Here is a 25,722-nt window from a genome sequence, read left to right as displayed (position 1 = left end):
CATGGGCAGTGCGTCGCGTTTCGGGATGCGCGGGTCGGTGATCGACGCCGCGCGAGTGGGCGGACGTGCCTCGGAGCTGTCTTCTTGTCTCATATCGTCTCGTCGGCGATCCCGTGATGTGACGGGGCGGACAGGGGAAGCAAGAGCACCACGGCGGCCACGGCGAGGTCCATGGCCTCCGAGGAATGTTCCCCGCCGACCACCTCGTTGACGGCGTTGCCGCCGACTTCGACCGTCAGCTCCTCCGTCCTCGCTCACCGATCGGGTCGCGTACGGGTCGGTGACCCGCGCGACCTGCGGGTCGTTCCCCAGCTCCCGGACCGCCTCTTGGACAGCCTCCTTCGTCTCGGGGCCGGTGACCTTGCCGTCCTCCGCGCGGAATACCACCCGGACCGTCGCGCCGTCGGCGTGCAGCTCCGGGGAACTCTTCTCCAGCAGGTCGTAGGCCCGCTGCGCCTCCGTACCGGGTATCGAGAAGCCGTTGGGCGGGGCGGCGGGGCCCTCCCGGCCAGCACCCCGTCTCCACGAACAGGACCACCGCAACAACGCGACCAGCCGGCGCCTCTGGAAGGAAAACCGACCCTGCAGTCAAAGGACGGGATCCGTCGCGTCGGCACGGCACCGACGCTGTCAGCCCACCCTGATCGCTCCCGAAGAGGTTCTGGGAGTTCTCTGTGAAGCGCGATGGCCACCACGCGGGCAAAAGTGACAGAAAGCGGGACTTTCGTTTGATTGTCTCGCCGTGACTCACAAGAAATTCATGGATTCGTCCCCGAGGCTAGCCGCGATCCGCGGGAGCGGCTTGATGAGCGGGGCGACCGGCGGTGGGCATGGGGAGACGGAGCTGCGAGTCGAAGAGTGCGGCGATGAGGGCCGGATCCGGGTGGGACAGAGAATCGCTGATCGTTGGTGCTGTTGCTATGCGCACGAATCGTGGTTCTGGTCCATATTTCGCGTAGCAGTCACGGGCAGTTAGATCTTAGGAGCCAGGCGGTGGCGGTTCGGATGGGCACGGAGCCGAGGTGAGGTGAGCTCCAGGGCCCTGTTGTCGCGTCCGGCGCTCATGTGATTGAGCCAGCGTTCGTACCAGTCGAGGAAGTCGGTGGCGGAGGAGACGTTCGGGCCCCAATACCCGTCGCTGTTCCCTATGAGGACGCGACCGGTGAGGGGACCGGTCACCGCAATGAGGCATACGTCGGTGCAGCCCATTTCGATGATGTGGAGGAAGAGGTCGCGTTCGTGTGCCCCGGGTTCTGCTCCGTCGAAGCCTCGGGGTGCCCCTGGTTCTCCGCGTGGATTCATGACAAACAGGGAACAGCGCTCCAGCGGCATGAGCCCGTAGAACGGCGCAGCGCCTGAGCCGCCGATGTGCGTGAGGAACTGCCGATAGGCGTCGGGCAGGGCGATGTCGTGCTCGGCCTCAAACGCAGCGACGCGTATTTCGGGCAGCTTCGGACCGAGGCAGAACTTGTGTTGCTCTTCTCCGAAGGAGTGGCTGCGCAGTGGTTGGAACGGGATCGCGGCCAGTTTGCGACGCAGGCGGGGTATGCGGGGATCCACGGTGCATCTTCTCTCGTCTCCGTCACTCTATGGGTGGCGGTGGGCCGCTGGCCAGGAGAAACCTCTTCCGCAGGAGAGCGAAGTCGGCACGCCCGAACATCTGGCGTTCGAGCATCTTGATCCGGTTGACGTGTCCTTCAACGACTCGGGAGTTCCGGGGCGCGGTGAGGCCAGCGATGACGGCATCGCGGTCACGTTCGACACCGGGAGCGCGGGTGTGGAGGACAGGAAAACCGTCTTGCCGGACGGCATCCAGCCACTGTGGCAACCGTTCGCGCTGTTGCTCGGTGAGCATCTGGGCGGAGGACTGGACGTGAGCGGTGAGAACTTCGAGGTCGGTGCAGTGGACCAGAACGGCCTTGAGTCGAAGGTGGTCGATCTCTGGGAGCGTCTCGGGGCTGCGGAGGATCCGACCCACGGGGTGAGGGCGGCTGAGCTGTGATCGGGGTGGGAGGGGTCCTCCTCTCACGGAAGTAGGCGCGAGCCCGTTGGTAGCTGCCCTGGCGCCTCGCGGATACGGGGAATCCTGGGTCAGTCCTAGCGAGGGCTGCTGCTTGTTGTGACGCGTACACAGCGCAATCGGCGCCGAGCCTGGTCTGTCGGTCTACTCGGGTACAGCACTGGAGTCCGGCGGGAGCTCGATATCTGCCGTCTCGCGCGGCTCGGTCGGGATGCTGCCCGGCGTCCAGCCGAGTGCTTCCTCTAGACGGCGGGCCGCGAAGGGAAGGGGCGGGCATCCGCGTTCGCTCTCGTGGAGTCTGATGGTCGCCTGGCTCAACTGGGTGCGATGGGCGAGCTCTCTCACGGAGATGCCCTCGGCTTCCCGGAACTCGATGAGAGCTTTAGCCAGTCGCTCGGATTCTTCGCTCATGACCACAGCATTCCTCATCACGAACACTCGGTCAGCCTCACGCCCTGCCTCGTACACCACTCGCGCTTCCCTCAGCTCTGTCACGAGCCGAAGGCGTTCTTGACGGACCGAAGTGGCGCGATCCGGAACCAACCGACCCACATCGCACCGGTAGTTTGAAGAAAGGCCGGTATGCGGAAGCTGTGACACCTCCGAGGAAGTCCCCCGCCAGTCCTACCCCGTGCCGATGACTAGGTACGGGCTCTGCGAGGCCTAGGAGACGCCCCTCAAGTGGTGAACCATCACAGCCCCTCACCGACGGCATCCTCGCGATGGTAGGCATAGGCGGACAGGACGTAGACGGCTGGAGCACGGACGCTCACAACGGTGCAGCCGGGCAGGACCGGCGACGGCCTGGCAGGGCTTCGCCCCTCCCTCCCCGGCAGTCCAGGGGCAGGTCCGGCGACCACCAGAGGTGGCAGCGTGAGGTCGCCGCGCGGATGATTCGTTTCGCGGGGTTCATGGCCGCTGGTGTCCCGGCTGACGGCCAGCGGCCAGGGTTGGGTGCCGGCCTGCTACCGGAGCCCGCCGTTCGCAGATCACGATCGCCGATGCGCGTGGTTGCCGACGTATGTCTCTGTCCGTGGCTGTGGGAGAAGAGGGCACGGGCGCGGCGTCGTGGTTGGCCGACAGGTGCCGCCCGGCCTCGGTTCCGTGTGGAGAGGCCGGGTGGCAGAAGGTCTCAGGCTACGACGGAGAGCAGGTCCACCACGAAGACGAGTGTTGAGCCCGCCGGGATCAGCGGCGAGGGTGACTGCTTGCCATATCCGAGGCGTGGGGGAACGATGATCATGCGCCGGCCACCGACCTTCATCCCTCTGACCCCACGGTCCCAGCCCTTGATGACCTTGCCACCGCCGACGGCGAATTTGTACGGCTGGCCCCGGTCCCAGGAAGCGTCGAACTCCTTCCCTGACTCGAAGGTCACCCCGACATAGTGGACCTGGACGACCCTGCCCGGCTTCGCCTCAAGCCCGTCCCCGACAACGAGGTCTCGGGTTGTCAACTCTGTGGGAGCACCGCCTTCCGGAAGGTCGATCTCGGGCTTCGTCAGTTCACTCATTGCATCCTCATTCGCTCCCGCAGGGGGCTCTCATATCGAGCGGCCAGGCGTGTGATCACTTTATGCAGTGGCACATCATGCTGCCCTGAAAGCAGGTTTGCCGGGGTGCATCAAACCGACCGGAGCACAATGTTCATCCTGAGTGGGCGTACCACGTCATCGGTACGCCGCACTCGTACTTAATAATAGTGAGGTCCTGCTCCCGCTGCGGGTACGGATTCTGGGCATCGCCCGCCGCGGGTGACCGGAGATCTCGATTCAGGTAAAGAGGGCTGGCTGGAGATTGTCCGGCGGGTCCGGGACAACTTCCCTGACACTACAACGGTGGCCAAGTGAGAGCCGGTCACCAGCTGCATGGGGCGCACATCGATGAGAGTCTGGAGGCGGAATACACCCGTAGAAGTCTCCGCTAGATGATCAATTCCAAGGGCGTACCCGCGGAGGGTGTGGGGTGGGCAGTCAGATGCCGGGGTCGACTTCGGGGTGCGTGAACCGTACGGGCTTGCCCAGAGACCGGGCGTAGGCGATTTCGGCTCGGGTGCTGTCTCCGATGTAACCACCGACTACGAGCATCTCATCAGCGAGCCGGACCTTCGCTCGGTGCAGGTCGTCGAGTCGAACCTTCAGCGCCTCGGCCTCGACAGGATCGGTCCCAAGCCCGTGCGGCGACTTCATGTCACAGCCCGGTTTGACGACGATCTTTCCGGCTTTGGTCTCCCGCAGATCAGCCTCGGCCATCTCGGTCATGAATCGGGTGGAACCGCAGATCACAACGATAGGCGGGAGGCCCAGCTGCTTCTTCGCGTCGGCGAGCTTCTCCTCGGGGGTGAACAGTTGTGGGTATGACACTGATTCCTCCAAGATCGTCTTGTGACGAACAACGTGGACACCCTCGCGACAGCATTCTCTGCGACGGCCGGCGACGTCCAGAAGGATCACGCCGAGCCGGTGGCGTGGCGCCCGCAGTTCGTCGTTGCGGCCCGCCTGAGCGCTACCGAACTGCTCACCCTCGCCACGATACGTGGCCATAGTCGGCTACATCTGCGCGGCCAAACGGCTCCGTCATGCCCGTCCCTACCTGGTCCACCACTTCCCAACCTGCCCCAGCAGCCCGGCTACGCAAAAACGCAAGGGGCGGAGCACAACGCGCACGTGTTGAGCGTACGAAGGCTGACGGCCGACACCAGGCCCTCCTCGGCGAGTTCGAACAGGCCGCCGGCCACCTGGGGAAGCGGCTCTCGCTCCGTGCGGCGCTTCAGCCCGCTGCCGATGGGCGGCGCTGCAGCCGCCTTCCGCTCGCTCGGTGACCATGGTCACTACGGTCACCGGCAAGGAGCTGGCTGTCGGCAGCCCGTGCCGCATCAGGCGACCTTCACCTCGCAGGTGGAGCACGGTGCAGTCAAGCTCTGGGCTGATGCAGGGGAATCTGCCACGATCACCGGATGGATGCGCTGGTTGCAGTGGCAGGCAGGATTGCCAGCAGGGCCACCGTGACATGCCGGCCCAGTGGCCTCCTCGATGGTCCCGCTGATACGTACTCGGCAGCAGGTGGTCGTTGCTCCGGTCGACCCGTCACAGATGGAGGTCGGAGACATCGTCCTCGCCCGTGTCGCCGGGACGATCTACTTGCACTTGGTGCCGTCCGAGGACCTCGCCAGGACGCGGGTTTGGATCTGCAATATCCGGGGCCGCGTCAACGGTTGGACCAGCTTCGGTCGTGTCTTCGGTATCTGCGTAGCCGCCGACGGCGTCGCCCGGTCAGGAATCGCAGACAAGATGCTCGCGGCCGACTCCAACGGCTCCTGACGAAATTAACGTTCGACGGCATCGGGCAACCCGAGCGATGCATGTGGCAGAACGAGTACGTGTCGCGCAAGATCGATGACGACGAGGTCGTCGAGGATCTGGTGCTGCTGCAGGATCCATGAGGTCGCGACGGGCCACCGCTTCCCGCCGACCAACGCCTCCCTCCAGCAAAGGGGGCGTTGGCGAGCAACAAGATCGGATGTTGGCGGGTTCCGGGGCCATCCGATGCTCGGCCGGCTCTGTTGCCACGCTCTGCGAACAGTCCACTGAGCTGTGTCGGGCAGCGGGTCCATGAAGGTGCAGCATCAGAATGTGCGATCGATAGCATCGTGTCGCAACGTTGCAGTGGCCTGACGAGGTAGGGAAGCCATGAGCGAAGACGTCCTGTCGATCATTCCCAGTGATCCGCAGTGGCAGCCGGATCGTGATGCGGTTGATCGCGTCATCGCGTTCGTCCAGGAGTTGTCTCCCGGAGTTGCCGATGGCGTGGACGTTGAGATCGACGTGACGTGGCACGACGTGGTGACCGCTGTTGACTGCGGAGGCAATCTGGAGAGAATCGGTTGTCCCTTGTGTCAGGCGGCCATCGAAACTGAGTGGTGGGGCGGCCTCCTTGAGGCTCACTGCGACGACGGGTTCACCACGCTCGCCATCGAGGCCCCCTGCTGCGGCGGATCAACCAATCTGAATGTGCTGGATTACGATTGGCCATGCGGATTCGCCCGCTTCGAAATTGCCATCTGGAACCCAGAACGCCTCTGGTTCAGCGAGGATGAGCTGATGGCGCTGGCGGATCGACTGGGTCATCAGGTGAAGCAGATCCGGGCCCACGTTTGAACCTCGCTGACTGGTTGGAACTCAAGGTGAACGACGTAAGGAGGCCCGGAGCCCTCCGTAGTGCCTCCACTCGCCTACGCCGCCTGCTTGACCCGAGTCCGAGTCGCCACATCCAAGGCGCCCGTTCTGGTCCCGGGTGAGAGATCTTGTTGTGACTGGTGTGATCACGCCGCACCGTCCTGGACAGCCCCGTACGCCGGGCTGTCATGCGTGGAAGCCAGTTGTGGAGCCCCGTGCCTTCGGGCTGCGTGGCAAGCCGCGCTGGGAGGCCGTGTGGGACCACCTCGCCGACACCTTCGCCGCGGCGCGGTTGTGGGACGCGAGCTGCGATCTGACCGACGCCGACTTCCGTGTCGGCTCCTGACGGTTCACGCACACACGCATTGGCCACGGCCCACGATGCCGCCGCCAGGGCCGACCAAACCGACCGAGTACCGCTCGACGGGAAGAACCGCGCTCGCCCAACTAGTGAAGTGCTCGGCCGGCCCGCGCGGGGCGGCCCGCGGCCTCATCAGTCTGCGTCGCCTGCGAACCTGGGTCGGAGCGACCGGTCGGCCACGCTGAACCACCCCGGCCGCACCTCGTCCAGCAGCGGTTGCAAGGACCGCACTGCGGACCGCAGGTCCTGATCCGTGACGTCGAGAGGTTGCGGCAGGCTCAGCCCGTACGCACGCAGTCGCCAGAAGTCGAAGACTTCGCTTCCGTCGGCCGCGAAGTCCACATCAACTTCGGTGCCGTTGTCGCTGACGAAGCGGCACCCGGACCCATGAACGGTGTAGGCGTAGCAGCCGATGCGATCGCTCCGGCTGATCCGGCGCGAGCGGACCAGGCCGAGGACATCGGCCAGGCGCTCCAGCAAGGGGATCGCCGGCCTCATGGCCTCGGCGACTGCGTTCAGAGCGTGGACGTATCCGAGCACGAGGTCCCGTGCCGTTCCAACCCGTTCCATACGGCGTCATCCCCCTGAACCTTGTGTCTGAGGGGATTGTTCCATGGGCCGTCGGAGCCTCCCCCGCAGGACGGCATTCCGAAACCGGTGGTGGGTCATGACGCCCATCGGGCAATGTCCGTCCGGTCGGCTACCGGACACGGGGCGCGCCGACCTGTTCCGCACGTCATGAGCAGTTGCTGATGCATACTCAGAATAGTTGAGTGAAAACCCTTTTGACGGCTAAATGATCTCCCCCTAGGGTGACGCGCGAATACCAAATGATCACGCTTGAAGGGGTGGGAAATGAGACGTATCACCAAGCTGACGGCACAAGCAGCCGTGGTGACCATGGGACTGACCACGTGTCTGGTGGTCAGCGCGGGTTCCGCCCAAGCCGCCGTCTACGGCTGCCGGGCATCGTTCAACAGCAGTGACAACTTGGCGGAAGCCACCTGCGACGGCGGCTTCGGACGGTTCCGGGTGAAGGCGAACTGCGCCTCGCCCAACTATCCGTACTCGATCACCATCTACGGGCCCTGGAAGTCCCGGTCTTCCGGCCAGACGAATCCGGGATACTCCCTGGTGGACGGCGACGCGTACAACTGCCACATCACCAGTGCTTCGACAGACGTCTAGAAGGTCATTGTGAACGTTGTGGTTTCCCGGCCCGTCGACGGGGCGGGAAACCACAACATGGAAGGGCGTCTTCGTCGTACTGGCGAGGGCCTCCGGCTCCGGAGTTCCTGCCGGACGGCGAAGAGATGGCCGTCGTTGCCGAGGCCGTCCGCCTGCACGCGACCAGGCGTCGCGGACTTCCCGCTGCACCGGGCCGTCCTGATGGACGGCGTACGACTGTACGGCCGTCGTCGGCTCCTCTCGATGGCCTCGGGCTTCCCGGCCACTGCCTCGGCCGCTTCCCCGGTGACGCGGCCGGGTACACGATCCGCGCGTCCGGGATCGCCGGTCCCGGATGGGGAGCAGTCGGTTCCTACCAGCGCGGGGAGTCGGTGGTGTACCAGTCGCTGTTGGCCCGGTCGGCCGGAACCGAGTAGGAGGAGAGCAGTCCGTACGGAGAGCCGTTGCAGCTCTCGTTGCTGGTGTAGATGTAGACGTTGATGTTCCTCTTCCACCATCAGCCCGAGAAGTAGTTGTCGATGTTGGGTGTGGAGAAGCAGTGCCCCACGGGCTGGGAGGCGAGCCGGTCGGCCACCCAGCCCGCGGGGTCCTGCCCGCTCTCGTGCACCTGGCGTCCCAGCCGCAGCGGGTTGGCGGAGAACGTCGGGTACGAGGGCATCCAGCCCAGCCGCGCGGACCGCGCCACCAGATCGGCGGTGTGCTGCCCCGCGAACGCCCCCTGCCGGTGGGCGAGGCCAGCGCGTCGGCCGCGTACGACTCGTAGCGCCACTGGTCGGTGTGGCGGTACCAGTACGGGGTGCCCGCCATCTGGCGCGACGGGCGGATCCGGTCCGCCGACGACGACAGCTGCTGCCACCCGGTGCAGGGGCGTACCTTCTCCTGGCCGATGTAGTGGGCCCAGCCGCCGTTGGCCCCCTGGCAGCCGGTGAGCATGAGCAGGGCGAGGAACGAGCGGTAGATGGTGTCGGAGTGGAACCAGTGGTTGGTGCCCGCCCCCATCACGATCATGGATCGCCCTCGGCTGCGTTCCGCGGTGTCGGCGAACTCGCGTGCCATGCGGATCGCCGCTGCGGCCGGAACCGAGGTGATCGCCTCCTGCCAGGCCGGGGTGCACGGCTCTTCGGCGTCGTCGTACCCGGTGGGCCAGGTGCCCGGGAGACCGTGACGGGGCACCGCGTGCTGGGCGAGCAGAAGGTCGAACACCGTGATCACCAGGCGTCCGCCGATCTCCCGTACCGGCACGCCGCGCGACACGGTGCGGCCCGGCTCGTCGAACCGGGGCAGCACCACCTCGGCCCCGCCGGCGCCCCCGGTCCCGTCCCCCGTCCCCCGTCCCCCGTCCGTGGAACGACAGCAGGGGGTCGGCGCCGCCCGGGTCGAGGTTCCAGCGGCCCTGCCCGGCCTTGGCCCACCGGTCCCCCAGCGTCCCGTTCGGCACGACGACGTCCTCCGTGTCGGCGTCGACGAGCACCGGCATCCACTGCCGCGCCCCGGCGTCGGCGTGCCGGGCGAGCCCCGGGTCCGCCGCGGTGACGAACTTCCCCGGCACGTAGCGGCCGTCCTCGTGTTCGTCCAGGGCCACCAGGAACGGCAGGTCGGTGAAGCGCTTCACGTAGTCGGTGAAGTACGGGACCTGACGCTTCACGAAGAACTCGGTCAGCACCACATGCTCCATCGCCATGGCCAGCGCCCCGTCGGTGCCCGGGTGCGGGTGCGGCCACTCGTCGGCGAACTTCGTGGCGTCGGCGTAGTCCGGTGACACCACCACGACCTTCCGGCCCCGGTAGCGTGCCTCGGCCATCCGGTGCGCGTCCGGCGTACGCGTCACCGGCACGTTCGAACCCCACAGCATGAGATACGCCGCGTCCCACCAGTCACCCGACTCCGGTACGTCGGTCTGGTCGCCGAAGACCTGTGGCGAGGCGATCGGCAGGTCGGCGTACCAGTCGTAGAACGAGATCATGGGCGCGCCGACGAGCGAGTGGTAGCGGGCGCCGACCGCGTGGGAGGCCATCGACATCGCCGGGATCGGCGAGAATCCGGCGACCCGGTCCGGACCGTATTCCTCGATCGTGTGCACCTGCGCGGCGGCGGCGATCTCCAGCGCCTCGTCCCAGCTGCTCCGTACGAGGCCGCCATGGCCCCGCGCCGACCGGTACGCCGCCCGCTTCTCCGGATCGGAAGTGACCTCGGCCCAGGCCGCCACCGGGTCCCCGAGCCGTTTCTTCGCCGCCCGGAACATGTCCACGAGCACCCCGCGCGCCATCGGATGGCGCATCCTGGTCGGCGAGCAGGTGTAGCAGGAGAAGGAGGCGCCTCGCGGACATCCGCGCGGCTCGTGCTCCGGCCGTTCGGGCCGACCGAGGGATAGTCCGTCTGCTGGGTCTCCCAGGTGATCAGCCCGTCCTTGACGTACACCTTCCAGGAACACGAGCCGGTGCAGTTGACGCCGTGTGTGGAGCGCACCACCTTGTCGTGGCCCCAGCGTTCGCGGTACGGGGCGTCGTTGACCGTCTGGTCCGTGCGGTACACGGCGCGCAGGTCGGGGATGGCGGGCGCCGTTCTCAGCAGCTTTCCCACTCTGAACAACTGCTCCATCGCCTTCTCCGGGGAGCTCAGCATCCCGCCGTCGAACAGCCGGAAAGGAGGTACGTGCCAGAAATTCGGGGAGAGCGAGCAAGCTCTTCTCTTGCACTTTGCAAGATTTGCCCGGCGGTTGGTTCCACGCGGACCCGTCGCTGCCCAGGTCTTGGATCGGTGGACCTTCCGCTGGTCACAGCGGCCCGAACTCGCCATGACCAGAAGGTGAACCCTTCTGGCGGCCGTGCTCGGCATCGCCGACGGGCTGCTCGCCGGCCCTCGTGCGGTGCACCGGGGCCGGATCACGGGTCGAACCGCCGTGGGCCTGCGCTCCGGCGCCCGCGGGCGCACAGCGGTCCGTCGTCGGCGCGGACCCGTGATCAGGGCGCGGGGACGGGCCCGCCGGGCCGGAACCGCTCCACCCCGACGATGTGCCGCACCTTGAGGGGGCGCACGATCACCGCGACCCGCTGTTCGCCCGGCATCGTCCACTCGAAACGTTCGACGCCCAGGTACTTGCGGGCCAGGCGGTCCATTCGGTCGTGTGCCTCCTCGCCCTCGATGAAACGGGCCACGACACCGCTGATCTGCACGCGGTCGAACGGATCGGCGGCGTCGGCATGCGAGAGGTAGACGCGGGGGTCGTGGCGCAGGTTCTCCTCCTTCACCCGGCCGACCGAGGTGTTGAACGACAGCTCCCCTTCCCCCTCCAGGTCCACCCACATCGGGCTGACCTGCGGTGCCCCGTCGGCGAACACGGTGCCGACGTACCAGATGTTGGGGGCTCGCAGTCGGGCGCGGACGGCTTCGTCGAAGGTCGTGGTCATCCCGGGAGGCTACCAACCGTGACGAGGCGGAGAGTTGGGTGAGACCACGGGATCCACCGGGTGGGGGCGGTGCCGGGAAGCGTTCCGCGGGCCCCGGTTCTGGTGGCGGGACACAACACAACGGCCGGTCGTCGGCGGCGCGTGGTTGGTGCGGCCGTGTGCGGAACCTCTGCGCCGGACCAACGCCTGACCGCCCCGGACTGATCCCGCGCCCCGGCACACCGGTCACGATGCCGTCGAGCCCGCACCGGGCCGTCGAATCGAACACGCCTCGGGCCAAAGCCGTGTGTCGGCCCGCCTCTTCGGGTTTACTCGCGTCATGAACGATCAGACACTCTCAGCACACAACACCGGCCTGCTGACCGGCAGGACCGTGATGATCACCGGAGCGTCGAGCGGCATAGGCGAGGCCGCGGCGCGGCTCTTCGCCGCCGAGGGCGCGGCCGTCGTCCTCATGGCCCGCCGCGAGGACCTGCTCAAGGACCTGACGCACGAGATCGAGGCATCCGGCGGACAAGCGGCCTACAGCGTCGGCGACGTGGCGCGCGCCGACGACGTGGAGCGGGCCGTCGCGACGGTCGTCGAACGCTTCGGCCGCCTCGACGGCGCCTTCAACAACGCCGGGTACGCCGGCTCCGCCTTCGGTCGCTCGCACGAGCTGCCGGAAGAGGATTTCGACCGCGTCATGGATGTCAACGTACGCGGCACATGGAACTGCCTGCGCCGCCAGATCCCCGTCATGCTGGACGCCGGCCGCGGCTCGATCGTCAACACCGCCAGCACGGCGGGCCTCATCGCCACCGGCGCACCGTCCCCCTACGTCGCGGCGAAGCACGCCGTCCTGGGGCTGACGAAGGCCACGGCCGCCGAGTACGGGGCGTCCGGCATCCGCGTCAACTCCCTGGTCGTGGGCACCACCCGGACGGAAATGATCGAAACGGCGGTGGCGGCCAACCCGGCTCTGGAGGAGGCGTTCGTCGCCCGCCAGATCCAGAAGCGGATGGCGGAGCCGCGAGAGGTGGCCGAAGCGGCCCTGTGGCTGCTGAGCGACCGCTCCTCGTTCGCCACCGGCAGCCATGTGGCGGTGGACGGCGGGATCCTGGCCATCTGAGCCGCAAGGAGCACGGGGCGGACGTGGCCGGCGGGGACGGGGCGGAGGAATGAGCCGGGAGCTTCCGACGTCCATTCCGAGACGACCGGCTGGACGCGGAAGCCTTGTGTGAGGCACGCGTCACACGTGACACATCCGGGTGTTCTCGGCCGTCGCCGCGGCCCGCCGGACCGGTCGGCCCCTCGTCGGGCCGCGCAGGGCCCTCTTGGGAGCTCGCGGATGCGCTTGAACCCGAGAGGGGCCCTGCGGTACGCCGATGGGGACGGGCGCGTCGTCGGGCGGTCGGTGGCTCAGGCCATGGCGGCTCGGGCCGTGACCGCATCCGCCGGATCCCAGCCGGCCCGTGGCACCGAGGCCAGCAGCAGCCGGGTGTAAGGGTCCTGCGGACCGGCCAGCACCTCGGCCGTCCGCCCCTGCTCCACCACCGTTCCCCGGCGCATCACCAGGACCTCGTCCGTGATGTGGTGGACGACCGCCAGGTCGTGGCTGACAAAGACCAGGGCCACCCCGGTGTCCTGGCGGATCTCGCCCAGGAGCTGAAGGATCTGCGCCTGGATCGAGACGTCCAGCGCGGCCACCGCCTCGTCGAGGACCAGTATCTTCGGGTCGACGGCCAGCGCTCGCGCGATGGCCAGCCGTTGCCTCTGGCCGCCGGAGAGGCCGTGCGGTCTGGCCTCCGCCTCCCGGGTGCCGAGCCCCACCCGGTCGAGCAGCCCGTCGGCCAGGGCCGCCTCACGGCCGTGCAGGCGCAGGGCCGTGGTGAGGCACTGGCGGGCGGTGAGCCGGGGGTCCAGGGAGACGTACGGGTCCTGGAACACCATCTGGATCTCCCGGGCCCGTGCCAGCCGGGCCTCCCCGCCACGCGGAGTGCGTGCGGCGCGGGGCCGTCCCGAGACGGAGATGCTGCCCGCGTCCGGACGTACGAGACCCACCAGCATCCGGGCCACGGTCGACTTGCCGGACCCCGACTCGCCGACGATCCCGAGCGAACCGCCCGCCGGGACGGTGAAGGTGATGCCGTCGGCGGCGGTGAGCCGGCCTCCGCCGGGCAGCCCGTACGTCTTGCGCAGTCCGTCCACGGCCAGCAGTGGTGCGGCTGGTGTCATCGCGGTGTTCATCGCTCGCTCCTCCTCTCGGCGACCGGACCGGCCAGTACGGGCAGACGGCGGCAGGTCGCGGTGCCCCCGCCGTCCAGCGCCACCGGCTCGGGCCGCCAGGTCGAACACTCCGGCTCGGCGTCCGGACAGCGCTCGGCGAACTCGCAGCCGCCGAACGCGTCCCCGAGCGACGGCGGACGCCCCGGGATCGGAAGGATCTTCCGCTGCCCCTCCCCGAGCGTCGGGGAGCATGCCAGCAGTCCCTTCGTGTACGGGTGGCGGGGCCGGTCGAAGAGGCCGTCGGCACGCTGCTCCTCGACGACCCGGCCCGCGTACATCACGTACACCCGGTCGCAGTACGCGGCGGCCAGCTGGAGATCGTGCGTGATGAACAGGAGGCCCAGGCTCCGTTCGGCCCGCAGGGTGCGCAGGAGAGCGAGGATCTCGGCCTGAGTGGTGACGTCCAGGGCGCTCGTCGCCTCGTCGGCGAGGAGCAGGCGGGGGCCGGCGGCCAGCGCGCCCGCGATGACGACGCGCTGGAGCATGCCTCCCGAGAGTTCGTGCGGGTGCTGGCGGAACCGGCGTTCCGGGTCGGAGAGGCCGACCGTGGCGAGGAGTTCGACGGCCCGGGTGCGCGCCGCCTTCTTGTCGAGCCCGTTCCCCGTCAGCCGTTCGACCAGGAAGTCGCCGATGCGGCGGACCGGGTTGAGAGCGGAGCGGGGGTCCTGGTGGACCATCGCGACCGTACGGGCCCGGTGGCTGCGCAGGGCGTCGCCGGTCAGCGCGAGGACGTCCGTGCCGTCGACGCGGATCGAACCGGAGACCGCCGTCCTGTCGGGGAGCGTGCGCAGCGCGGCCCTGGCGGTCGTCGACTTGCCCGAGCCGGACTCGCCGACCAGGCCGACCACTTCGCCGCTCGCCACGCGCAGGGAGACGCGGTCGAGGACGGGCCGGGCCGTGCCCGGGAGTTCGAGGGTGAGGTCTTCGATGTCGAGGAGCATGCGGCTACCTCCTGCTGCCGAGTCGGTCGGCGGCCCAGACCCCGACGACGTTGAAGGACACCACGACGAGGGCGATGGCGAAGCCGGGCACCAGGGCCGGCAGGAGCGCGCCCTGGACGACGGCCGCCTGTCCCTCCTGCACCATCAGGCCCCAGTCGGAGCTGGGCGGCTGGGCGCCGAAGCCCAGATAGGAGAGCGTGGCCAGGGACATGAGGGCCTCGCCGAACAGCACGACCAGATAGCCGATGATCGAACGGCCGAGGTTGGGGACGAGGTACAGGGCGCAGATCCGGACCCCGCCCATGCCCTGGACGCCGTAGGCGTCGATGTAGGGCTTGCGGCGTTCGGAGAGTGCCACGGAGCGGGTGTATTTGGCGACGGTCGGTGTGTAGGCGAGACCGAGCGCGAGCACGGAGGTCGTCATTCCGGCGCCGAAGACCGCGATGATCAGAACGGTGAACAGCAGCCCGGGGAAGGCGTACATGACGTCGGTGAGACGGGAGACCACCGTGTCGGCCCAGCCGCCGCACCACGCGGCGAGGGTGCCGAGGGTGACCCCGAGGACGGCGGCGATGGCCAGCAGGAGGATCGGGGCGACCAGGCTGGTGCGGGCGCCGTACAGCACCCGTGAGAGGAGGTCCTGTCCGGAGGAGTCGGTGCCGAGCAGATGTTCCGGGCCCGTGCCGACCAGGGACGCGGAGAGGTCGATGGCGTCGGGGGCGTACGGGGCGAGGAGCGGTGCGAGGAGCGCCGCCAGGACGACCACGACAAGCGTCCCGCCGGCGATCGCCACACCCACCGGGCGCCGGTCGTTCGCGGACTTCGGACCGACGCGGTCAAGCGTGGGCGCGCTCATGCGGAGGCCTCCTTCACCCGCGGGTCCAGCAGGGGGTGCACCAGGTCGACGAGGGTGGTCACCACGATGTAGCCGGTGACCATGAGCAGGAGTACGGCCTGTGCGACGGGGAAGTCATGGGTGTTGATCGCGCCGACGAGCAGCGAGCCGATGCCGCTGATCCCGAAGGCGGTCTCCACGACGACCGTGCCGGCCAGCATGCCCGCCATGACCAGACCGCACATGGTGACGATCGGGCCGAGCGCGTTGCGCAGGACGTGCCGGACCACGATCTCCCGCTCGCGGATTCCGGACGCGCGGGCGACGGCGACGTGGTCGGCCGTGCCCGCGTCGACCATCGACTGCCTGGTCACCCGGCTGATCAGGGCGAGTGCGCCGAGTGCCAGGGACAGGGCGGGCAGGGTCAGATGGTGCACGGTGCCCGCGAACCCCTCTCCCCTGCCGGTCACGGGGAACCAGCCGAGCTGGACACCGAAGACCGCGACCAGGGCGATGGCGGAGACGAAGGACGGCACGGAGGCGGCCAGGGTGGTGCCCCCGACGACCGTCGAGTCGATCCAGGTGCCGCGGCGGACGGCGGCGAGCACACCCGCGCCGACGCCGAGGACGACGAAGAGCACGGTCGCGTACACCACGAGGGCGAGCGTCGTCGGGAAGCGGGCGGCCAGCAGATCGGCGACCTGGTCGCTGTACTTGAAGGAGCGGCCGAGGTCCAGCTGGACGCAGTCGCCGAGCCAGCGCCCGTACTGCACGACGAGGGGCTCGTCGAGGTGGTACTGGGCCCTGACCAGCTCCAGCTTCTCCGGGGTGAGCTTGTCGCGTCCCCCGGCGAGGAAGACCGCGGGGTCGCCGGGCGCCGCGTACACGGCCGCGAAGATGACGAAGGAGGCGGCGAGGAGTGTGGCCAGCAGTCCGGCCAGCCGCCGGGAGATCCGGGCGAGCATGCGCGATCAGCCCTTCTTCGAGCCGAGTTCGGCGGCCCACGGGTAGTAGAGGTAGGCCATGGAGGCGGGCGGTCCGGTCAGTTTCTCGTCGAGGACGAGGACGGAGGGCACTTGGGCGACCGAGATCCAGATGGCGGCGTCCGTGAACGTCTTCTGGACGTCGACCGTGAGCTTCGCGCGCTCGGCGTCGTCGAGCGTGGAGAGCGCCTTCTTCACCTTGGCGTCGTACGCGGCGTCCTTGAAGCCCACCCAGTTGTTGGAGGAGTCGGAGAGCGCGTTGTCGTAGAAGCCCATGGGGTCGGCCTTGGAGATGTACCAGTCACCGACCAGCACGTCGATGTCGGCGCGGGCCTGCGGATCGCTGTAGAACTGCTCGAACTGCGAGGTCGGAACGGTCTTGATCCGGCCCTTGAGGCCGATCCGCTGGAGCGCCGCGCGCACGGCGTTGGCGACGACGGAGCGGCCCTGGCTGGCGTCCGTGCCGATCACGATGGGCTCGGCAGGGTCGGCGCCCGCCTCCTTCACCAGGTCCTTGGCCGCGGCGAGGTCGTCGGCGGTCGGGGCGGCGGGGGCGTAGGCGACGGCCTTCTGGGCGGCCTCGAAGACGGGCTTCTCGTAGCCCCAGGCGCCGGATCCGACCGGGGTGCCCCAGGGCTGGACCATGCCGCCGTAGCCGGACGCGGCGATGCCCTTGCGGTCCAGGGCGAGCGAGAGCGCCCGGCGGATCTTCGGGTCCTTCAGTCCGCCGCGCTCGGTCGGGATGAGGACGAGGGAGGCGGTGGAGGGACCATAGTGCTGCTCGATGCCCTTCTTGCCCCGCAGGGCCGCCGCCGTGTTAGGCGATTCGGCGTAGGCGCCGTCGGCGGCGCCGGTAGTCAGGGCGTTGACCAGGGCGCTGTCGGAGGCCCAGCGGAAGGTGACCCGCTTCGTCAGGGGCTTCTTGCCCCAGTACGCGTCGTAGCGCTCGATGGTGAGGGAGTCACCGGACTTCCAGCTGCTCAGGCGGTACGGGCCGGTGCAGGCATCGGGCTGTCCCGGTGTGCCGAAGTCCTTGCCCGCCTTCTCGACCTGTTCCTTGTTCCAGACGATGCCCGCGTCACCGGCGAGTGCCTTGAAGAACATGGCGTCCGGTGCCTTGAAGGAGATCGTGATCCGGCGGTCGCCGGTCTTCTTCATGGCGGCGATGTTGCCGAACTCGTCGCCCTGTTCCATGTCCGGGTCGGCGTGCCGCTTCAGGCTCCAGAGCACGTCGTCGGCGGTCATCGGGGTGCCGTCGTGGAAGGTGACACCTGAACGCAGGGTCAGTACCAGGGTCTTGTCGTCCGGGGTCTCGGCCTTCTCGGCGAGGAACGGCTTCGTCGACATGTCCGGCTGGAGCTGATAGAGCCGCTCGCAGACGTTGGTGAGCACTACGCGGCCCGCGCTCGACCCCTGGGTGTCCAGGTCGAGCGAGTCCGGCTCGTCCTCCAGGAGCCAGTTGGCGTTGGCGACTTCGCCGGTGGCCGCGGTGGTGGTCGGGGTGAGGTCGAGCGTGGCCGCGTCCGCGGTCCCGGAGCCGGCCGCGGTGTTCTGGGTCGCTCCGCTGCAGCCCGCGGCCGCGACGATGGTCGCCACGACGAGGACGGCGGCCAGGACGGACCTTCTCGAAGAGGTGTGCGTCATCACTGCGTTCCTGTCAGTTCTGGCCGTACGGGCCGTCGTAGAGGTTCCAGGGAAGGTGCTGGTACTCGCGGTCGCAGGGGGTGCCCGCGGTCACGTGGTAGTCACCGGTGGTGAGGTCGGCCAGGGAGGAGACGAGGGTGGTCCACCGCTCAAGTTCCGGCCTGCGCGGATCGGGGTGGGTGCACAGGGATTCGGGGTGGCCGAGGTGGTCCGACATCGCCCGGCGGATGATCCCGCGCGACTCGTCGGGTCCGGTGGAGCCGCGCAGCGCCTTCAGCCCTTCCGTGGCCCGGGGGACGCGGACCAGGGAATCGGACGACATGGGCCGGTAGCCGGCGGCGGCCAGCGGTGCGGGTATGCCCGCCTGGTAGTGGTTGCCGTGGACCAGCAGGCCGTCGGTCGGATACATCCAGCCGTGCCCGGCCGGGGTGGTCTCCAGGTCGATGGCGAAGCCCTCACGGCAGGTGAGCAGGGCGTTGCTCGCGATATGGGCCCGGGTTCGGCAGAGCACGTCGAGGGCGTCGGTGATGTTGCTCTGGTCCAGGACACTGCGGCGTACAACGGTCTGGGGCAGCCCGATCGCGTCGTCGAACCGGCCGCCGAGACCGTTGGCGTTGAAGGCGAGCCCGGCGGAATTGGCGCCCTGGCGGCCGATCTGTCCGGCCTCGACCTGCATGATCAGGGTCGGTTTGGGGGGTTGGACGATTCTGATCATCACGACGGTTTCGGCGACGCCCGCCCGCCAGTCCCAGTTCTGCCCGGCGTAGACGTGTCCGTCGCCGCTGGCCTCGCCGTGGACGGCGAAGGAGGTGCAGCCCTCGGCGGGTTCTTCCTCGGCCACCCGCCCGTCGGCCTCCATCTGCGCGAAGGACTTGTCGTAGATGACCTCGCCGCGGGCGTTCAGGGCGAGGACGTCCAGCAGGCCGACGCCGGCGCCGTCCGCGATGCCCCGCATCTCCTCGACCAGGTGGGGTGCGTAGTCGCGTACCGGCTCCAGCCAGTGGGCGGCTCGGGCGGTGACCCGGTCCCAGGCCAGCCCTGCGGAGCGGCCGAAGGCCTCCTCGTAGTAGCCGAGCGCGGCGTGTAGTTGGGGACGCACGGCCTCGCCGTACTGACGGCCGCGCTGGAGCGGGCTGCCGGAGATCTCGATGACCGGAAGGACCCGGGCGGGACCGGGGGCCGTGGGGCGGGGTGCCATGCTTCTCCTCGCTCTGGAACGCACTCCGAACGGCGCCGCAGGACCACGACAATCCTGTAACGTCGATTTCAGGTTGCGTTCCGATTGGAACGTACTGCCCAGGAACAGTAACGTCGGTCACACGGAAGTCAATGGTTGTAATGGAGATTCCAGAGAATGGGGCCGGAGCGACCCGGCTTCGCGCGGCGATCCGCGACCAATGGGAGGGTCTGTCCGCATCCGAGCGAGCCGTCGCACAGCACCTGGTCAGTGCTCCCGTCGGGCAGTTGCTCTTCGTCAGCGCCCAGGAGCTGGGGGCCGCCAGCTCCACCAGCAACGCCACCGTCGTACGAGCGCTGCAACGCCTCGGGTACGCGGGACTGCCCGCGCTCAAGCGTGAGCTGGCCAACGACTTCACCGCGGCCGTCGCCCCCGAGGAGCGCCTCAAGCAGCGCATCGCGCATGTGGGTCAGGATCTGGAGTCCATCTGGGCCGATGTGTTCGACGAGGCCCGGGACCGGATCGACCACACCAAGCGCCTCGCCGAACCGGAAGCGCTGAAGCGCTCGGTGACCGCCCTCGCCGAGGCGCGCGAGGTGTTCTGTTACGGGATCGCCGCCTCCGAACCCGGCGCCCGCCATCTGGCGCTGGCGCTCGGCCGGATCGGCCGCCGGGCCCGCTTCGTCTCCGAGACGGGTTTCGCGCTCGCGGACCAACTGCTGGCTCTGGAGCAGGGGGACAGCGTGGTGATCTTCCAGCCGGGCCGCCGGCTGGTGGAGCTGACCGTCATGATGGAGCGGGCCCGTGCGGTCGGCGCCAAGGTCGTACTCGTGACGGACGAACTGGGCGAGGCGTACGCGGACCGGGTCGAAGCGGTCCTGACCGCACCGCACACCCCGACCGGGATCACGGCGGAATCACTGACGGGGCTGCTCGTCGCGGACGCGCTGCTGCTCGCGCTGACCACGCTCGACGAGACACGGGCGGTGGAATCCTCGCACCAGCTCACCGCGCTGCGTGAGCAGCTGCTGGATCCCAAGCGGCGGCCCTGACAGAACGGTCCGAGTGGTCGGCCCCGGCCGCTCGTGGCCCGTGGTCCGTGGCCGGCGGGTGGCGGCAGTGCGGCGGGACGAGCGGGCCGGGAGGCCTTTAGGGCGGCGCGCGCCCGGTCATCGGGGAGGTCGGCCGGGGGCGCGGCGTCGTCCGTTCTCGCGGGGGATTCGCCGGGGACACCGTGCCGGTGAGCCGGCGCGCCCTGACCCGTACGCCGCGGCCGCCCCGCCCTCGGTACGGGGCGCCGGGAACCGTCGTGGCGGTGACCCGGCCCAGTGGCGTCCGGGAGACCGTCGATCTCGCGGCCCTCGTCCCTCGGGACGGGCGGCTTCCCGGGGTATGACCCCACCGTGACCCGCACCCCGGCCGATCACGGACCGGGACAGACCGAACGGAAGGCACCATGCGCCCCGAACCCGCTGCCTCGATCGTTCACCTGCGCGCCCGGACGGTGAGTGTCGTCGTCGACCTCGGCGACAACCGCCTCCCGGAGATCGTCCACTGGGGCGCCCCTCTCGGCGACCTCGACGAAGCCGCCCTCACCGCCCTGGTACTCGGTGCCGTCCGGGACGTCGCCACCAACGGACCCGACCGTCCGGTGCGGCTCGCCGTCCTGCCCGAGGCGAGCGAGGCCTGGCTGGGCCGCCCCGGCATCAGCGGCAGCCGCGCCGGTGCGGACTGGTCCCCCCTGTTCATCACCGAGCCGCCCGAGACGACCGAACGCTCCCTGCGCGTCCGGGGCGTGGACACCGCGGCCGGGCTCTCGGTCCTCGTGGAACTCGAACTGGACGAGGAAGGGCTGCTGCGCGCCCGCGCGAGCCTCGGCAACACCGGCACCGACGACTTCCAACTGGACGATCTGAGCCTCGCGTTGCCCCTGCCCGCACGGGCCCGGGAGGTCCTCGACCTCGCGGGCCGCTGGAGTCTGGAACGCACCCCCCAGCGGGCGCCCCTCCGGGTCGGCGCCTGGGTCAGGGAGAACCGGCGCGGACGCACCGGCGCGGACGCGCCTCTGGTGCTCTCCGTCGGCACGCCCGGGTTCGGATTCGCCGGCGGAGAGGTCTGGGGTGTCCACGTCGGCCACAGCGGCAACCAGCGGCACTACGCGGAGCGCCTCGCCACCGGCGACCAGGTCGTGGGCGGCGGCGAACTCCTGCTGCCGGGCGAGGTCGTCCTGCCGCCCGGCGCAAGCTACACCAGCCCCTGGCTGTACGGGGCCTACGGCGACGGGCTCGACGCGCAGGCGGCTCTCTTCCACCGCCATCTGCGGGCCTCGGCAGGGCATCCCGCCTCGGCGCGGCCCGTCACGCTCAACGTGTGGGAGGCCGTGTACTTCGCGCACGACCTCGGCGTACTCACCGAACTGGCCGACATCGCGGCGTCCGTGGGCGTCGAGCGGTACGTCCTGGACGACGGCTGGTTCCGCGGGCGCCGCTCCGACCGTGCCGGGCTCGGGGACTGGACCGTCGACCCGGAGGTCTGGCCGGACGGACTGCACCCGCTGATCGATCATGTCCGTTCCCTCGGCATGGAGTTCGGCCTGTGGTTCGAACCCGAGATGGTCAGCACCGACTCCGAGCAGGCCCGCGCCCACCCGGAGTGGATCCTCGGCACCGGAGGACGGCTGCCGCTGCCCTCCCGGCACCAGCAGGTGCTCGACCTCAGCCACCCCGGCGCCTTCGCCCACGTCCTGGACGGCATGAGCGCGATCCTCTCGGAGTACGACATCGCGGCCGTCAAGTGGGATCACAACCGCGACCTGGTGGACGCCGGACACGGGGCGTCCCGGCGGCCCGGCGTCCACGCCCAGACTCTCGCCGCGTACCGGCTCATGGACGAACTGCACCGCCGCTTCCCGGCGTTGGAGATCGAGTCGTGCTCGTCCGGCGGATCGCGCATCGACCTCGGCGTCCTCGAACGCGCCCAGCGGGTCTGGCCTTCGGACTGCAGCGACCCCCTGGAACGCCAGCGGATCAACCGCTGGACGGCGCAGCTCGTCCCGCTGGAACTCCTCGGCACCCACATAGCCTCGCCCCGCTCCCACACCACGGCCCGTACCCACGATCTGTCGTTCCGGGCGGCGACCGCCCTCTTCGGGCACATGGGCGTCGAGTGGGACCTCCGGGAGGCGGACGAGCGGGAACGGGCCGAGTTGCGGGACTGGTTCGCCCTGTACCGCCACTACCGCGGCCTGCTCCACACCGGGCGGCTCGTACGGGAGGACCCGTGGGACGACAGCCTGCACCTGACGGGCGTGATCGCGCCCGACCGGAGCCGTGCCCTGCTCTCCCTCGCGGTGACCGGACGCTCGGAGGTGGTCCGGCCGGGCCGCTTCACCTTCCGCGGTCTCGACCCGGCCCGCCGGTACCGGATCAGGCCGGTGCGGGCGGGCGGCGGCACACGGGCGCAGGCCGGACCGGAGCGGTTCGGCACCGACGTGCGGGGCGTCGTCCTGACCGGCGCGGCCCTCGCGCACGCGGGACTCCAGTGCCCGCCGTCGTACCCCGAGCGAGTCCACCTGTTCGACGTCACGGCCCTGGACGCCGCGCCGGACGCGGCCGTGTGACGCGATCGGGCCGGAACCGGCGACGCCCCGGCCCCTGGCCCCCGTGCCCGGCCGGGCCCCGCCGCTCCGGCCGACCGTACCGTCCCACGCGGACCGGCCCCGTGCCGCCGCCGCCCACCGTTCGACCCGCAACCCACTGTTGAACCCGAAGGGACACCGCATGCCCGCATCCCGGTTGTCACTCCAGCTCTACTCCCTGCGCGACCAGCTCCGCACCGACGAGGAAGGCACCCTGGCCCGCCTCGGGGAGCTCGGGCTGTGCAATATCGAGGTCTTCGACTTCGTCGACCGTCCCCAGGAACTCGCGGACGCCCTCGCCCGGCACGGGCTGACCGCACGCACGGGGCACGCCGCCCTCGCTGCCCCCGACCGGACACCGGACATGCTGCGCCGTACGTTCGACGCGGCGCAGATGCTCGGCCTGGAGACGGTGTTCGAACCGATGGTGCCCGCCGCCCGTTGGGCCGAGGCACGGGAGATCGACAGGACCGCCTCGCTTCTCAACGAAGCGGCCTCCCTCGCTGCCGACCACGGGCTCCGGGTCGGCTACCACAACCACGCGCAGGAGTTCACCCCCACCATCGACGGCGTGAACGCCTACGACCGCTTCGTCAGGCGGCTCGACGCCGAGGTGGGACTGGAGGTGGACATCTACTGGGCCTCGGCCGGCGGCAGGGACGTGGTCGGGCTGCTGCGCCGGCTCGGCTCCCGCGTACGGGCGCTGCACATCAAGGACGGTGCCGTGATCGACGATCCGCACACGTCGGGCGCCCCGTTCGACATCGCCCTGACCCGGCAGGTACCGGCGGGGCAGGGCGAGATCCCGGTGGACGCCGCCCTGGCCGTCGCGCCCGGCACCGCTTGGGTGATCGTGGAGTTCGACCACTACGCGGGCGACATGTTCGAGGGCGTCGCGGGTTCCGTCGCCTACCTCCACAAGAAGGGAATCGTCTGATGAGCCTCCGTTCCGGTCCGGTCGGTGTCGGCGTCATCGGCGCCGGCAACATCAGCGAGCAGTACCTCTCCACGCTCGGCCGGTTCCCCGACACGGACGTACTGATCGTCGGCGACATCGCCGTCGACCGCGCCGAGGCCCAGGCCCGGAGGCACGGCGTCGGCGCGTGGGGCACGGCTCAGGACGTCCTCGCGCACGACGGGGTCGAGATAGTCGTCAACCTGACCGTTCCCGCCGCTCACGCCGGTGTCAGCACTGCGGCCGTCGATGCGGGCAAGCACGTGTGGTCGGAGAAGCCCCTCGCCGTGGAGCCGCTCGAAGCACGCGCGCTGCTCGACCGGGCGGCTGCGGCCGGGCTGCGGGTGGGGGTCGCTCCGGACACGGTCCTCGGCCCGGGTGTGCAGACGGCGCGTCGGGCGATCGCCCGCGGGGACATCGGCGCCGTGCTGTCGGCGCAGACCTTCATGCAGACCCCCGGCCCCGACGCCTGGCACCCCAGCCCGGAGTTCCTCTTCGCCGAGGGCGCCGGACCCCTGTTCGACATGGGGCCCTACTACCTGACGACGCTGGTCTGCCTGTTCGGTTCCGTGACGCGGGTGTCCGCCGTCGGCACCACCGGGCGCAAGGTCCGCACCATCAGGGCGGGAGACCGCGCCGGTACGGAATTCGCCGTCACAGTCCCGACCCATGTCTCGGTGCTCGCCACGTTCGAGAGCGGGGCCACCAGTCAGAGCGTCTACAGTTTCGACTCCCACCTGGTGCGCAGCGGGGTCGTGGAGATCACCGGGACGGAGGGCACCCTGATCGTCCCCGACCCCAACACGTTCGCCGGGGAGGTGCGGATCACCCGGGGCCGGGGCGCGGACGGCGCGGCGGAGTGGGAGCGGGTCGAGTCCGTCGGCACCGAGGCGGGCCGCGGGCTGGGGGTACTGGACATGGCCCGTTCGCTCCGCGCCGGTGAACCGCACATCGCCACCGGAGACCTCGGCCACCATGTCCTGGACGCGCTCACCGCGATCGGCCGGTCCGTCGTGTCCGGGGAGACGGAGCACGTCGTCAGCCGGGCCGGCACCATACCGCTGGTTCCAGCGGACCGGGATCCGTACGCGGCCACGCTCTGACCGGCGCGGCCCGCGCCGGGACCCGTCCGGGGCGGGCCGCGACCGCCGTCCGGCCGACGGCGTCGCGCGTCGTGACCGGGCGAAGGACGGTCCCCCGGGCCGGGACGGGCCTACGGCGGCGGCCGTCCCGTTCCCGGTCGTGGGCCGGTCCCGAAGTCCCTGGTGAGGTGGGGACGGTGGGCGCTTCCGCGACCGGGCCACGCGATGTCGTCCACGGCGAGGAACGGCTCGTCGGCCACGGTCGCGGGGGTCGCCCCGGTGAACGCCATGACGTCCCGGTGGAGGTGCGACTGGTCGGCGTAACCGGCGTCGGCCGCGACTCGGGCCGCGCGTTCACCGGCGACCAGGCGGTGAGCGGCGTGATCGAAGCGGACGAGCCGCACGGCCCGTTTGGGCGGCAGGCCGAGCTGTGACCGGAATCGGGACCACAGCCGCTTGCGGCTCCATCCGACCTCGTCCGCGAGTCCGTCGACCCGGATGAGGCCATGGCTCGCGACGATCCGTCGCCAGGCCCAGGCCACCTCCGGGTCCACCGGCGGCCCCGACTCATGGCGCCGGGCGAGCAGCGCCTCCGCCAGCAGGAAGCGGCCCTGCCACGACGAGGTCTCGCCGAGCCGCTCGCACGTCCGTGCCGCTTCCCGGCCCCACAAGTCGTCCAACGGCACGACGGCGCCGTCGAGTTCGGCGGGCGAGACACCCAGGATGGCGCGTGCGGCCACCGGGGAGAGGCGTACCTGTACGCACTCGACGTTCCTCCCCCAGGCCCGGACCGCGCCGGTGGACCCGAGACCGGGCCCGGCGGCCATGCTTCCCCGCTGCTGACCTGCGGCACAGTCGAGGACGGGCGAACCGGCGCCGAACTCCAGGAGCAGCGTCACGGACGGGTGCGGGACTATCCGGAGCGCTGCCAGATCTTGGACCCGGAATCCGGCCATGGTGACACCGGCCACCCGGCCGGGCGGTTCCGGGCGCTCGACCCCCCACATGGCCGCGCCGTGCTCGAAAGCCCGCATGCTCTCATGCTACGCG

Annotated in this window: 23 protein-coding genes and 2 pseudogenes; 10 read left to right on the top strand and 15 right to left on the bottom strand. The window is 69.7% G+C overall.

What is annotated here, in order from left to right; all coding sequences use genetic code 11:
* Positions 1 to 249 precede the first annotated feature (249 nt).
* Positions 250 to 543: pseudogene (locus ACFVFH_RS28250) on the bottom strand (MMPL family transporter); the annotation flags it as partial.
* A gap of 429 nt (positions 544 to 972) precedes the next feature.
* On the bottom strand, positions 973 to 1,560 hold the full coding sequence (locus ACFVFH_RS28245; RefSeq protein WP_383773666.1) for an SMI1/KNR4 family protein: 588 nt from the start codon (positions 1,558 to 1,560) through the stop codon (positions 973 to 975).
* A gap of 1 nt (position 1,561) precedes the next feature.
* Here ACFVFH_RS28245 and ACFVFH_RS28240 point away from each other — a divergent pair, with 1 nt between their 5' ends.
* A complete protein-coding gene (locus ACFVFH_RS28240; protein ID WP_383773664.1) occupies positions 1,562 to 2,002 on the top strand; it encodes a hypothetical protein in 441 nt (146 codons plus the stop codon).
* 162 nt (positions 2,003 to 2,164) lie between these two features.
* On the opposite strand, the gene ACFVFH_RS28235 is transcribed toward ACFVFH_RS28240, so the two are convergent.
* The 3 genes from ACFVFH_RS28235 to ACFVFH_RS28225 all read right to left on the bottom strand — a co-directional run bounded on the left by ACFVFH_RS28235 (position 2,165) and on the right by ACFVFH_RS28225 (position 4,382).
* Positions 2,165 to 2,515 carry a helix-turn-helix domain-containing protein gene (locus ACFVFH_RS28235; RefSeq protein WP_383773662.1) on the bottom strand — a complete coding sequence of 117 codons (351 nt, stop codon included), beginning with the start codon at positions 2,513 to 2,515 and terminating at the stop codon, positions 2,165 to 2,167.
* A gap of 637 nt (positions 2,516 to 3,152) precedes the next feature.
* Positions 3,153 to 3,533: an FKBP-type peptidyl-prolyl cis-trans isomerase gene (locus ACFVFH_RS28230; RefSeq protein WP_383773660.1), complete on the bottom strand. Its 381-nt coding sequence runs from the start codon at positions 3,531 to 3,533 to the stop codon at positions 3,153 to 3,155.
* A gap of 459 nt (positions 3,534 to 3,992) precedes the next feature.
* A complete protein-coding gene (locus ACFVFH_RS28225; protein WP_383773690.1) occupies positions 3,993 to 4,382 on the bottom strand; it encodes a hypothetical protein in 390 nt (129 codons plus the stop codon).
* A 657-nt stretch (positions 4,383 to 5,039) separates the two neighbouring features.
* Here ACFVFH_RS28225 and ACFVFH_RS28220 point away from each other — a divergent pair.
* The 3 genes from ACFVFH_RS28220 (at position 5,040) to ACFVFH_RS28210 (ending at position 6,540) form a co-directional block, all read left to right on the top strand.
* Positions 5,040 to 5,339: a S26 family signal peptidase gene (locus ACFVFH_RS28220; RefSeq protein ID WP_383773658.1), complete on the top strand. Its 300-nt coding sequence runs from the start codon at positions 5,040 to 5,042 to the stop codon at positions 5,337 to 5,339.
* Between the two features lie 369 nt (positions 5,340 to 5,708).
* A complete protein-coding gene (locus ACFVFH_RS28215; RefSeq protein ID WP_383773656.1) occupies positions 5,709 to 6,176 on the top strand; it encodes a hypothetical protein in 468 nt (155 codons plus the stop codon).
* 223 nt (positions 6,177 to 6,399) lie between these two features.
* Positions 6,400 to 6,540, top strand: coding sequence for a hypothetical protein (locus ACFVFH_RS28210; RefSeq protein WP_383773654.1), 141 nt, complete (start codon positions 6,400 to 6,402; stop codon positions 6,538 to 6,540).
* Positions 6,541 to 6,687: 147 nt separating this feature from the next.
* On the opposite strand, the gene ACFVFH_RS28205 is transcribed toward ACFVFH_RS28210, so the two are convergent.
* A complete protein-coding gene (locus tag ACFVFH_RS28205; protein WP_383773652.1) occupies positions 6,688 to 7,095 on the bottom strand; it encodes a DUF6896 domain-containing protein in 408 nt (135 codons plus the stop codon).
* Between the two features lie 315 nt (positions 7,096 to 7,410).
* Here ACFVFH_RS28205 and ACFVFH_RS28200 point away from each other — a divergent pair, with 315 nt between their 5' ends.
* The gene (locus tag ACFVFH_RS28200) at positions 7,411 to 7,743 is read left to right on the top strand and encodes a hypothetical protein (RefSeq protein WP_383773650.1); all 333 of its coding nucleotides are present in this window, start codon (positions 7,411 to 7,413) and stop codon (positions 7,741 to 7,743) included.
* Positions 7,744 to 8,263: 520 nt separating this feature from the next.
* Here ACFVFH_RS28200 and ACFVFH_RS28195 read toward each other — a convergent pair.
* Together ACFVFH_RS28195 and ACFVFH_RS28190 are read right to left on the bottom strand one after the other, a co-directional pair.
* Positions 8,264 to 10,365: pseudogene (locus ACFVFH_RS28195) on the bottom strand (molybdopterin-dependent oxidoreductase); the annotation flags it as partial.
* A gap of 338 nt (positions 10,366 to 10,703) precedes the next feature.
* On the bottom strand, positions 10,704 to 11,150 hold the full coding sequence (locus ACFVFH_RS28190) for a TIGR03618 family F420-dependent PPOX class oxidoreductase (protein ID WP_383773648.1): 447 nt from the start codon (positions 11,148 to 11,150) through the stop codon (positions 10,704 to 10,706).
* A gap of 319 nt (positions 11,151 to 11,469) precedes the next feature.
* On the opposite strand from ACFVFH_RS28190, the gene ACFVFH_RS28185 reads away from it, so the two are divergent.
* Positions 11,470 to 12,261: an SDR family NAD(P)-dependent oxidoreductase gene (locus ACFVFH_RS28185; RefSeq protein WP_383773646.1), complete on the top strand. Its 792-nt coding sequence runs from the start codon at positions 11,470 to 11,472 to the stop codon at positions 12,259 to 12,261.
* A 290-nt stretch (positions 12,262 to 12,551) separates the two neighbouring features.
* Here ACFVFH_RS28185 and ACFVFH_RS28180 read toward each other — a convergent pair whose 3' ends face one another.
* From ACFVFH_RS28180 to ACFVFH_RS28155, 6 genes are all read right to left on the bottom strand, one after another.
* On the bottom strand, positions 12,552 to 13,379 hold the full coding sequence (locus ACFVFH_RS28180) for an ABC transporter ATP-binding protein (RefSeq protein WP_383773644.1): 828 nt from the start codon (positions 13,377 to 13,379) through the stop codon (positions 12,552 to 12,554).
* Positions 13,376 to 14,359 (bottom strand): ABC transporter ATP-binding protein, encoded by a 984-nt coding sequence (locus tag ACFVFH_RS28175; protein WP_383773642.1) that lies wholly within the window; start codon positions 14,357 to 14,359, stop codon positions 13,376 to 13,378. The genes ACFVFH_RS28180 and ACFVFH_RS28175 overlap by 4 nt, the downstream gene beginning before the upstream one ends.
* 4 nt (positions 14,360 to 14,363) lie before the next feature.
* Positions 14,364 to 15,215, bottom strand: coding sequence for an ABC transporter permease (locus ACFVFH_RS28170; RefSeq protein ID WP_383773640.1), 852 nt, complete (start codon positions 15,213 to 15,215; stop codon positions 14,364 to 14,366).
* Positions 15,212 to 16,159: an ABC transporter permease gene (locus ACFVFH_RS28165; protein ID WP_383773638.1), complete on the bottom strand. Its 948-nt coding sequence runs from the start codon at positions 16,157 to 16,159 to the stop codon at positions 15,212 to 15,214. The genes ACFVFH_RS28170 and ACFVFH_RS28165 overlap by 4 nt, the downstream gene beginning before the upstream one ends.
* A 6-nt stretch (positions 16,160 to 16,165) precedes the next feature.
* The gene (locus ACFVFH_RS28160; protein ID WP_383773688.1) at positions 16,166 to 17,458 is read right to left on the bottom strand and encodes an ABC transporter substrate-binding protein; all 1,293 of its coding nucleotides are present in this window, start codon (positions 17,456 to 17,458) and stop codon (positions 16,166 to 16,168) included.
* Positions 17,459 to 17,834: 376 nt separating this feature from the next.
* The gene (locus ACFVFH_RS28155) at positions 17,835 to 19,019 is read right to left on the bottom strand and encodes a C45 family autoproteolytic acyltransferase/hydolase (protein ID WP_383773636.1); all 1,185 of its coding nucleotides are present in this window, start codon (positions 19,017 to 19,019) and stop codon (positions 17,835 to 17,837) included.
* A gap of 140 nt (positions 19,020 to 19,159) precedes the next feature.
* Here ACFVFH_RS28155 and ACFVFH_RS28150 point away from each other — a divergent pair, with 140 nt between their 5' ends.
* The 4 genes from ACFVFH_RS28150 (at position 19,160) to ACFVFH_RS28135 (ending at position 24,693) form a co-directional block, all read left to right on the top strand.
* Positions 19,160 to 20,050 (top strand): MurR/RpiR family transcriptional regulator, encoded by an 891-nt coding sequence (locus ACFVFH_RS28150; protein WP_383773634.1) that lies wholly within the window; start codon positions 19,160 to 19,162, stop codon positions 20,048 to 20,050.
* Between the two features lie 404 nt (positions 20,051 to 20,454).
* Complete coding sequence (locus tag ACFVFH_RS28145; protein ID WP_383773632.1) at positions 20,455 to 22,617, top strand: alpha-galactosidase; 2,163 nt, start codon at positions 20,455 to 20,457, stop codon at positions 22,615 to 22,617.
* Positions 22,618 to 22,777: 160 nt separating this feature from the next.
* Entirely contained in the window at positions 22,778 to 23,572 is a 795-nt protein-coding gene (locus tag ACFVFH_RS28140; RefSeq protein ID WP_383773630.1) for a sugar phosphate isomerase/epimerase family protein, read from the top strand.
* Positions 23,572 to 24,693: a Gfo/Idh/MocA family protein gene (locus tag ACFVFH_RS28135; RefSeq protein ID WP_383773628.1), complete on the top strand. Its 1,122-nt coding sequence runs from the start codon at positions 23,572 to 23,574 to the stop codon at positions 24,691 to 24,693. Before ACFVFH_RS28140 ends, ACFVFH_RS28135 begins: the two co-directional genes overlap by 1 nt.
* A gap of 110 nt (positions 24,694 to 24,803) precedes the next feature.
* Here the strand turns inward: ACFVFH_RS28135 and ACFVFH_RS28130 are convergent, their stop codons facing one another.
* Entirely contained in the window at positions 24,804 to 25,706 is a 903-nt protein-coding gene (locus ACFVFH_RS28130) for a helix-turn-helix domain-containing protein (RefSeq protein ID WP_383773626.1), read from the bottom strand.
* Positions 25,707 to 25,722: the final 16 nt, after the last annotated feature.

Source organism: Streptomyces sp. NPDC057697, from assembly GCF_042799335.1.
In the GTDB taxonomy this organism is placed as follows: Bacteria; Actinomycetota; Actinomycetes; order Streptomycetales; family Streptomycetaceae; genus Streptomyces.
This window is presented reverse-complemented; position numbering and strand designations above follow the sequence as displayed.

What these genes read in the sequence shown, in the direction of transcription:
- ACFVFH_RS28215 (WP_383773656.1), top strand. Translation starts at nt 5,709, where the DNA reads ATGAGCGAAGACGTCCTGTCGATCATTCCCAGTGATCCGCAGTGGCAG.
- ACFVFH_RS28155 (WP_383773636.1), bottom strand. Translation starts at nt 19,019, where the DNA reads ATGGCACCCCGCCCCACGGCCCCCGGTCCCGCCCGGGTCCTTCCGGTC.
- ACFVFH_RS28135 (WP_383773628.1), top strand. Translation starts at nt 23,572, where the DNA reads ATGAGCCTCCGTTCCGGTCCGGTCGGTGTCGGCGTCATCGGCGCCGGC.
- ACFVFH_RS28200 (WP_383773650.1), top strand. Translation starts at nt 7,411, where the DNA reads ATGAGACGTATCACCAAGCTGACGGCACAAGCAGCCGTGGTGACCATG.
- ACFVFH_RS28175 (WP_383773642.1), bottom strand. Translation starts at nt 14,359, where the DNA reads ATGCTCCTCGACATCGAAGACCTCACCCTCGAACTCCCGGGCACGGCC.
- ACFVFH_RS28180 (WP_383773644.1), bottom strand. Translation starts at nt 13,379, where the DNA reads ATGAACACCGCGATGACACCAGCCGCACCACTGCTGGCCGTGGACGGA.
- ACFVFH_RS28150 (WP_383773634.1), top strand. Translation starts at nt 19,160, where the DNA reads ATGGAGATTCCAGAGAATGGGGCCGGAGCGACCCGGCTTCGCGCGGCG.
- ACFVFH_RS28170 (WP_383773640.1), bottom strand. Translation starts at nt 15,215, where the DNA reads ATGAGCGCGCCCACGCTTGACCGCGTCGGTCCGAAGTCCGCGAACGAC.
- ACFVFH_RS28140 (WP_383773630.1), top strand. Translation starts at nt 22,778, where the DNA reads ATGCCCGCATCCCGGTTGTCACTCCAGCTCTACTCCCTGCGCGACCAG.
- ACFVFH_RS28190 (WP_383773648.1), bottom strand. Translation starts at nt 11,150, where the DNA reads ATGACCACGACCTTCGACGAAGCCGTCCGCGCCCGACTGCGAGCCCCC.
- ACFVFH_RS28145 (WP_383773632.1), top strand. Translation starts at nt 20,455, where the DNA reads ATGCGCCCCGAACCCGCTGCCTCGATCGTTCACCTGCGCGCCCGGACG.
- ACFVFH_RS28230 (WP_383773660.1), bottom strand. Translation starts at nt 3,533, where the DNA reads ATGAGTGAACTGACGAAGCCCGAGATCGACCTTCCGGAAGGCGGTGCT.
- ACFVFH_RS28130 (WP_383773626.1), bottom strand. Translation starts at nt 25,706, where the DNA reads ATGCGGGCTTTCGAGCACGGCGCGGCCATGTGGGGGGTCGAGCGCCCG.
- ACFVFH_RS28185 (WP_383773646.1), top strand. Translation starts at nt 11,470, where the DNA reads ATGAACGATCAGACACTCTCAGCACACAACACCGGCCTGCTGACCGGC.
- ACFVFH_RS28165 (WP_383773638.1), bottom strand. Translation starts at nt 16,159, where the DNA reads ATGCTCGCCCGGATCTCCCGGCGGCTGGCCGGACTGCTGGCCACACTC.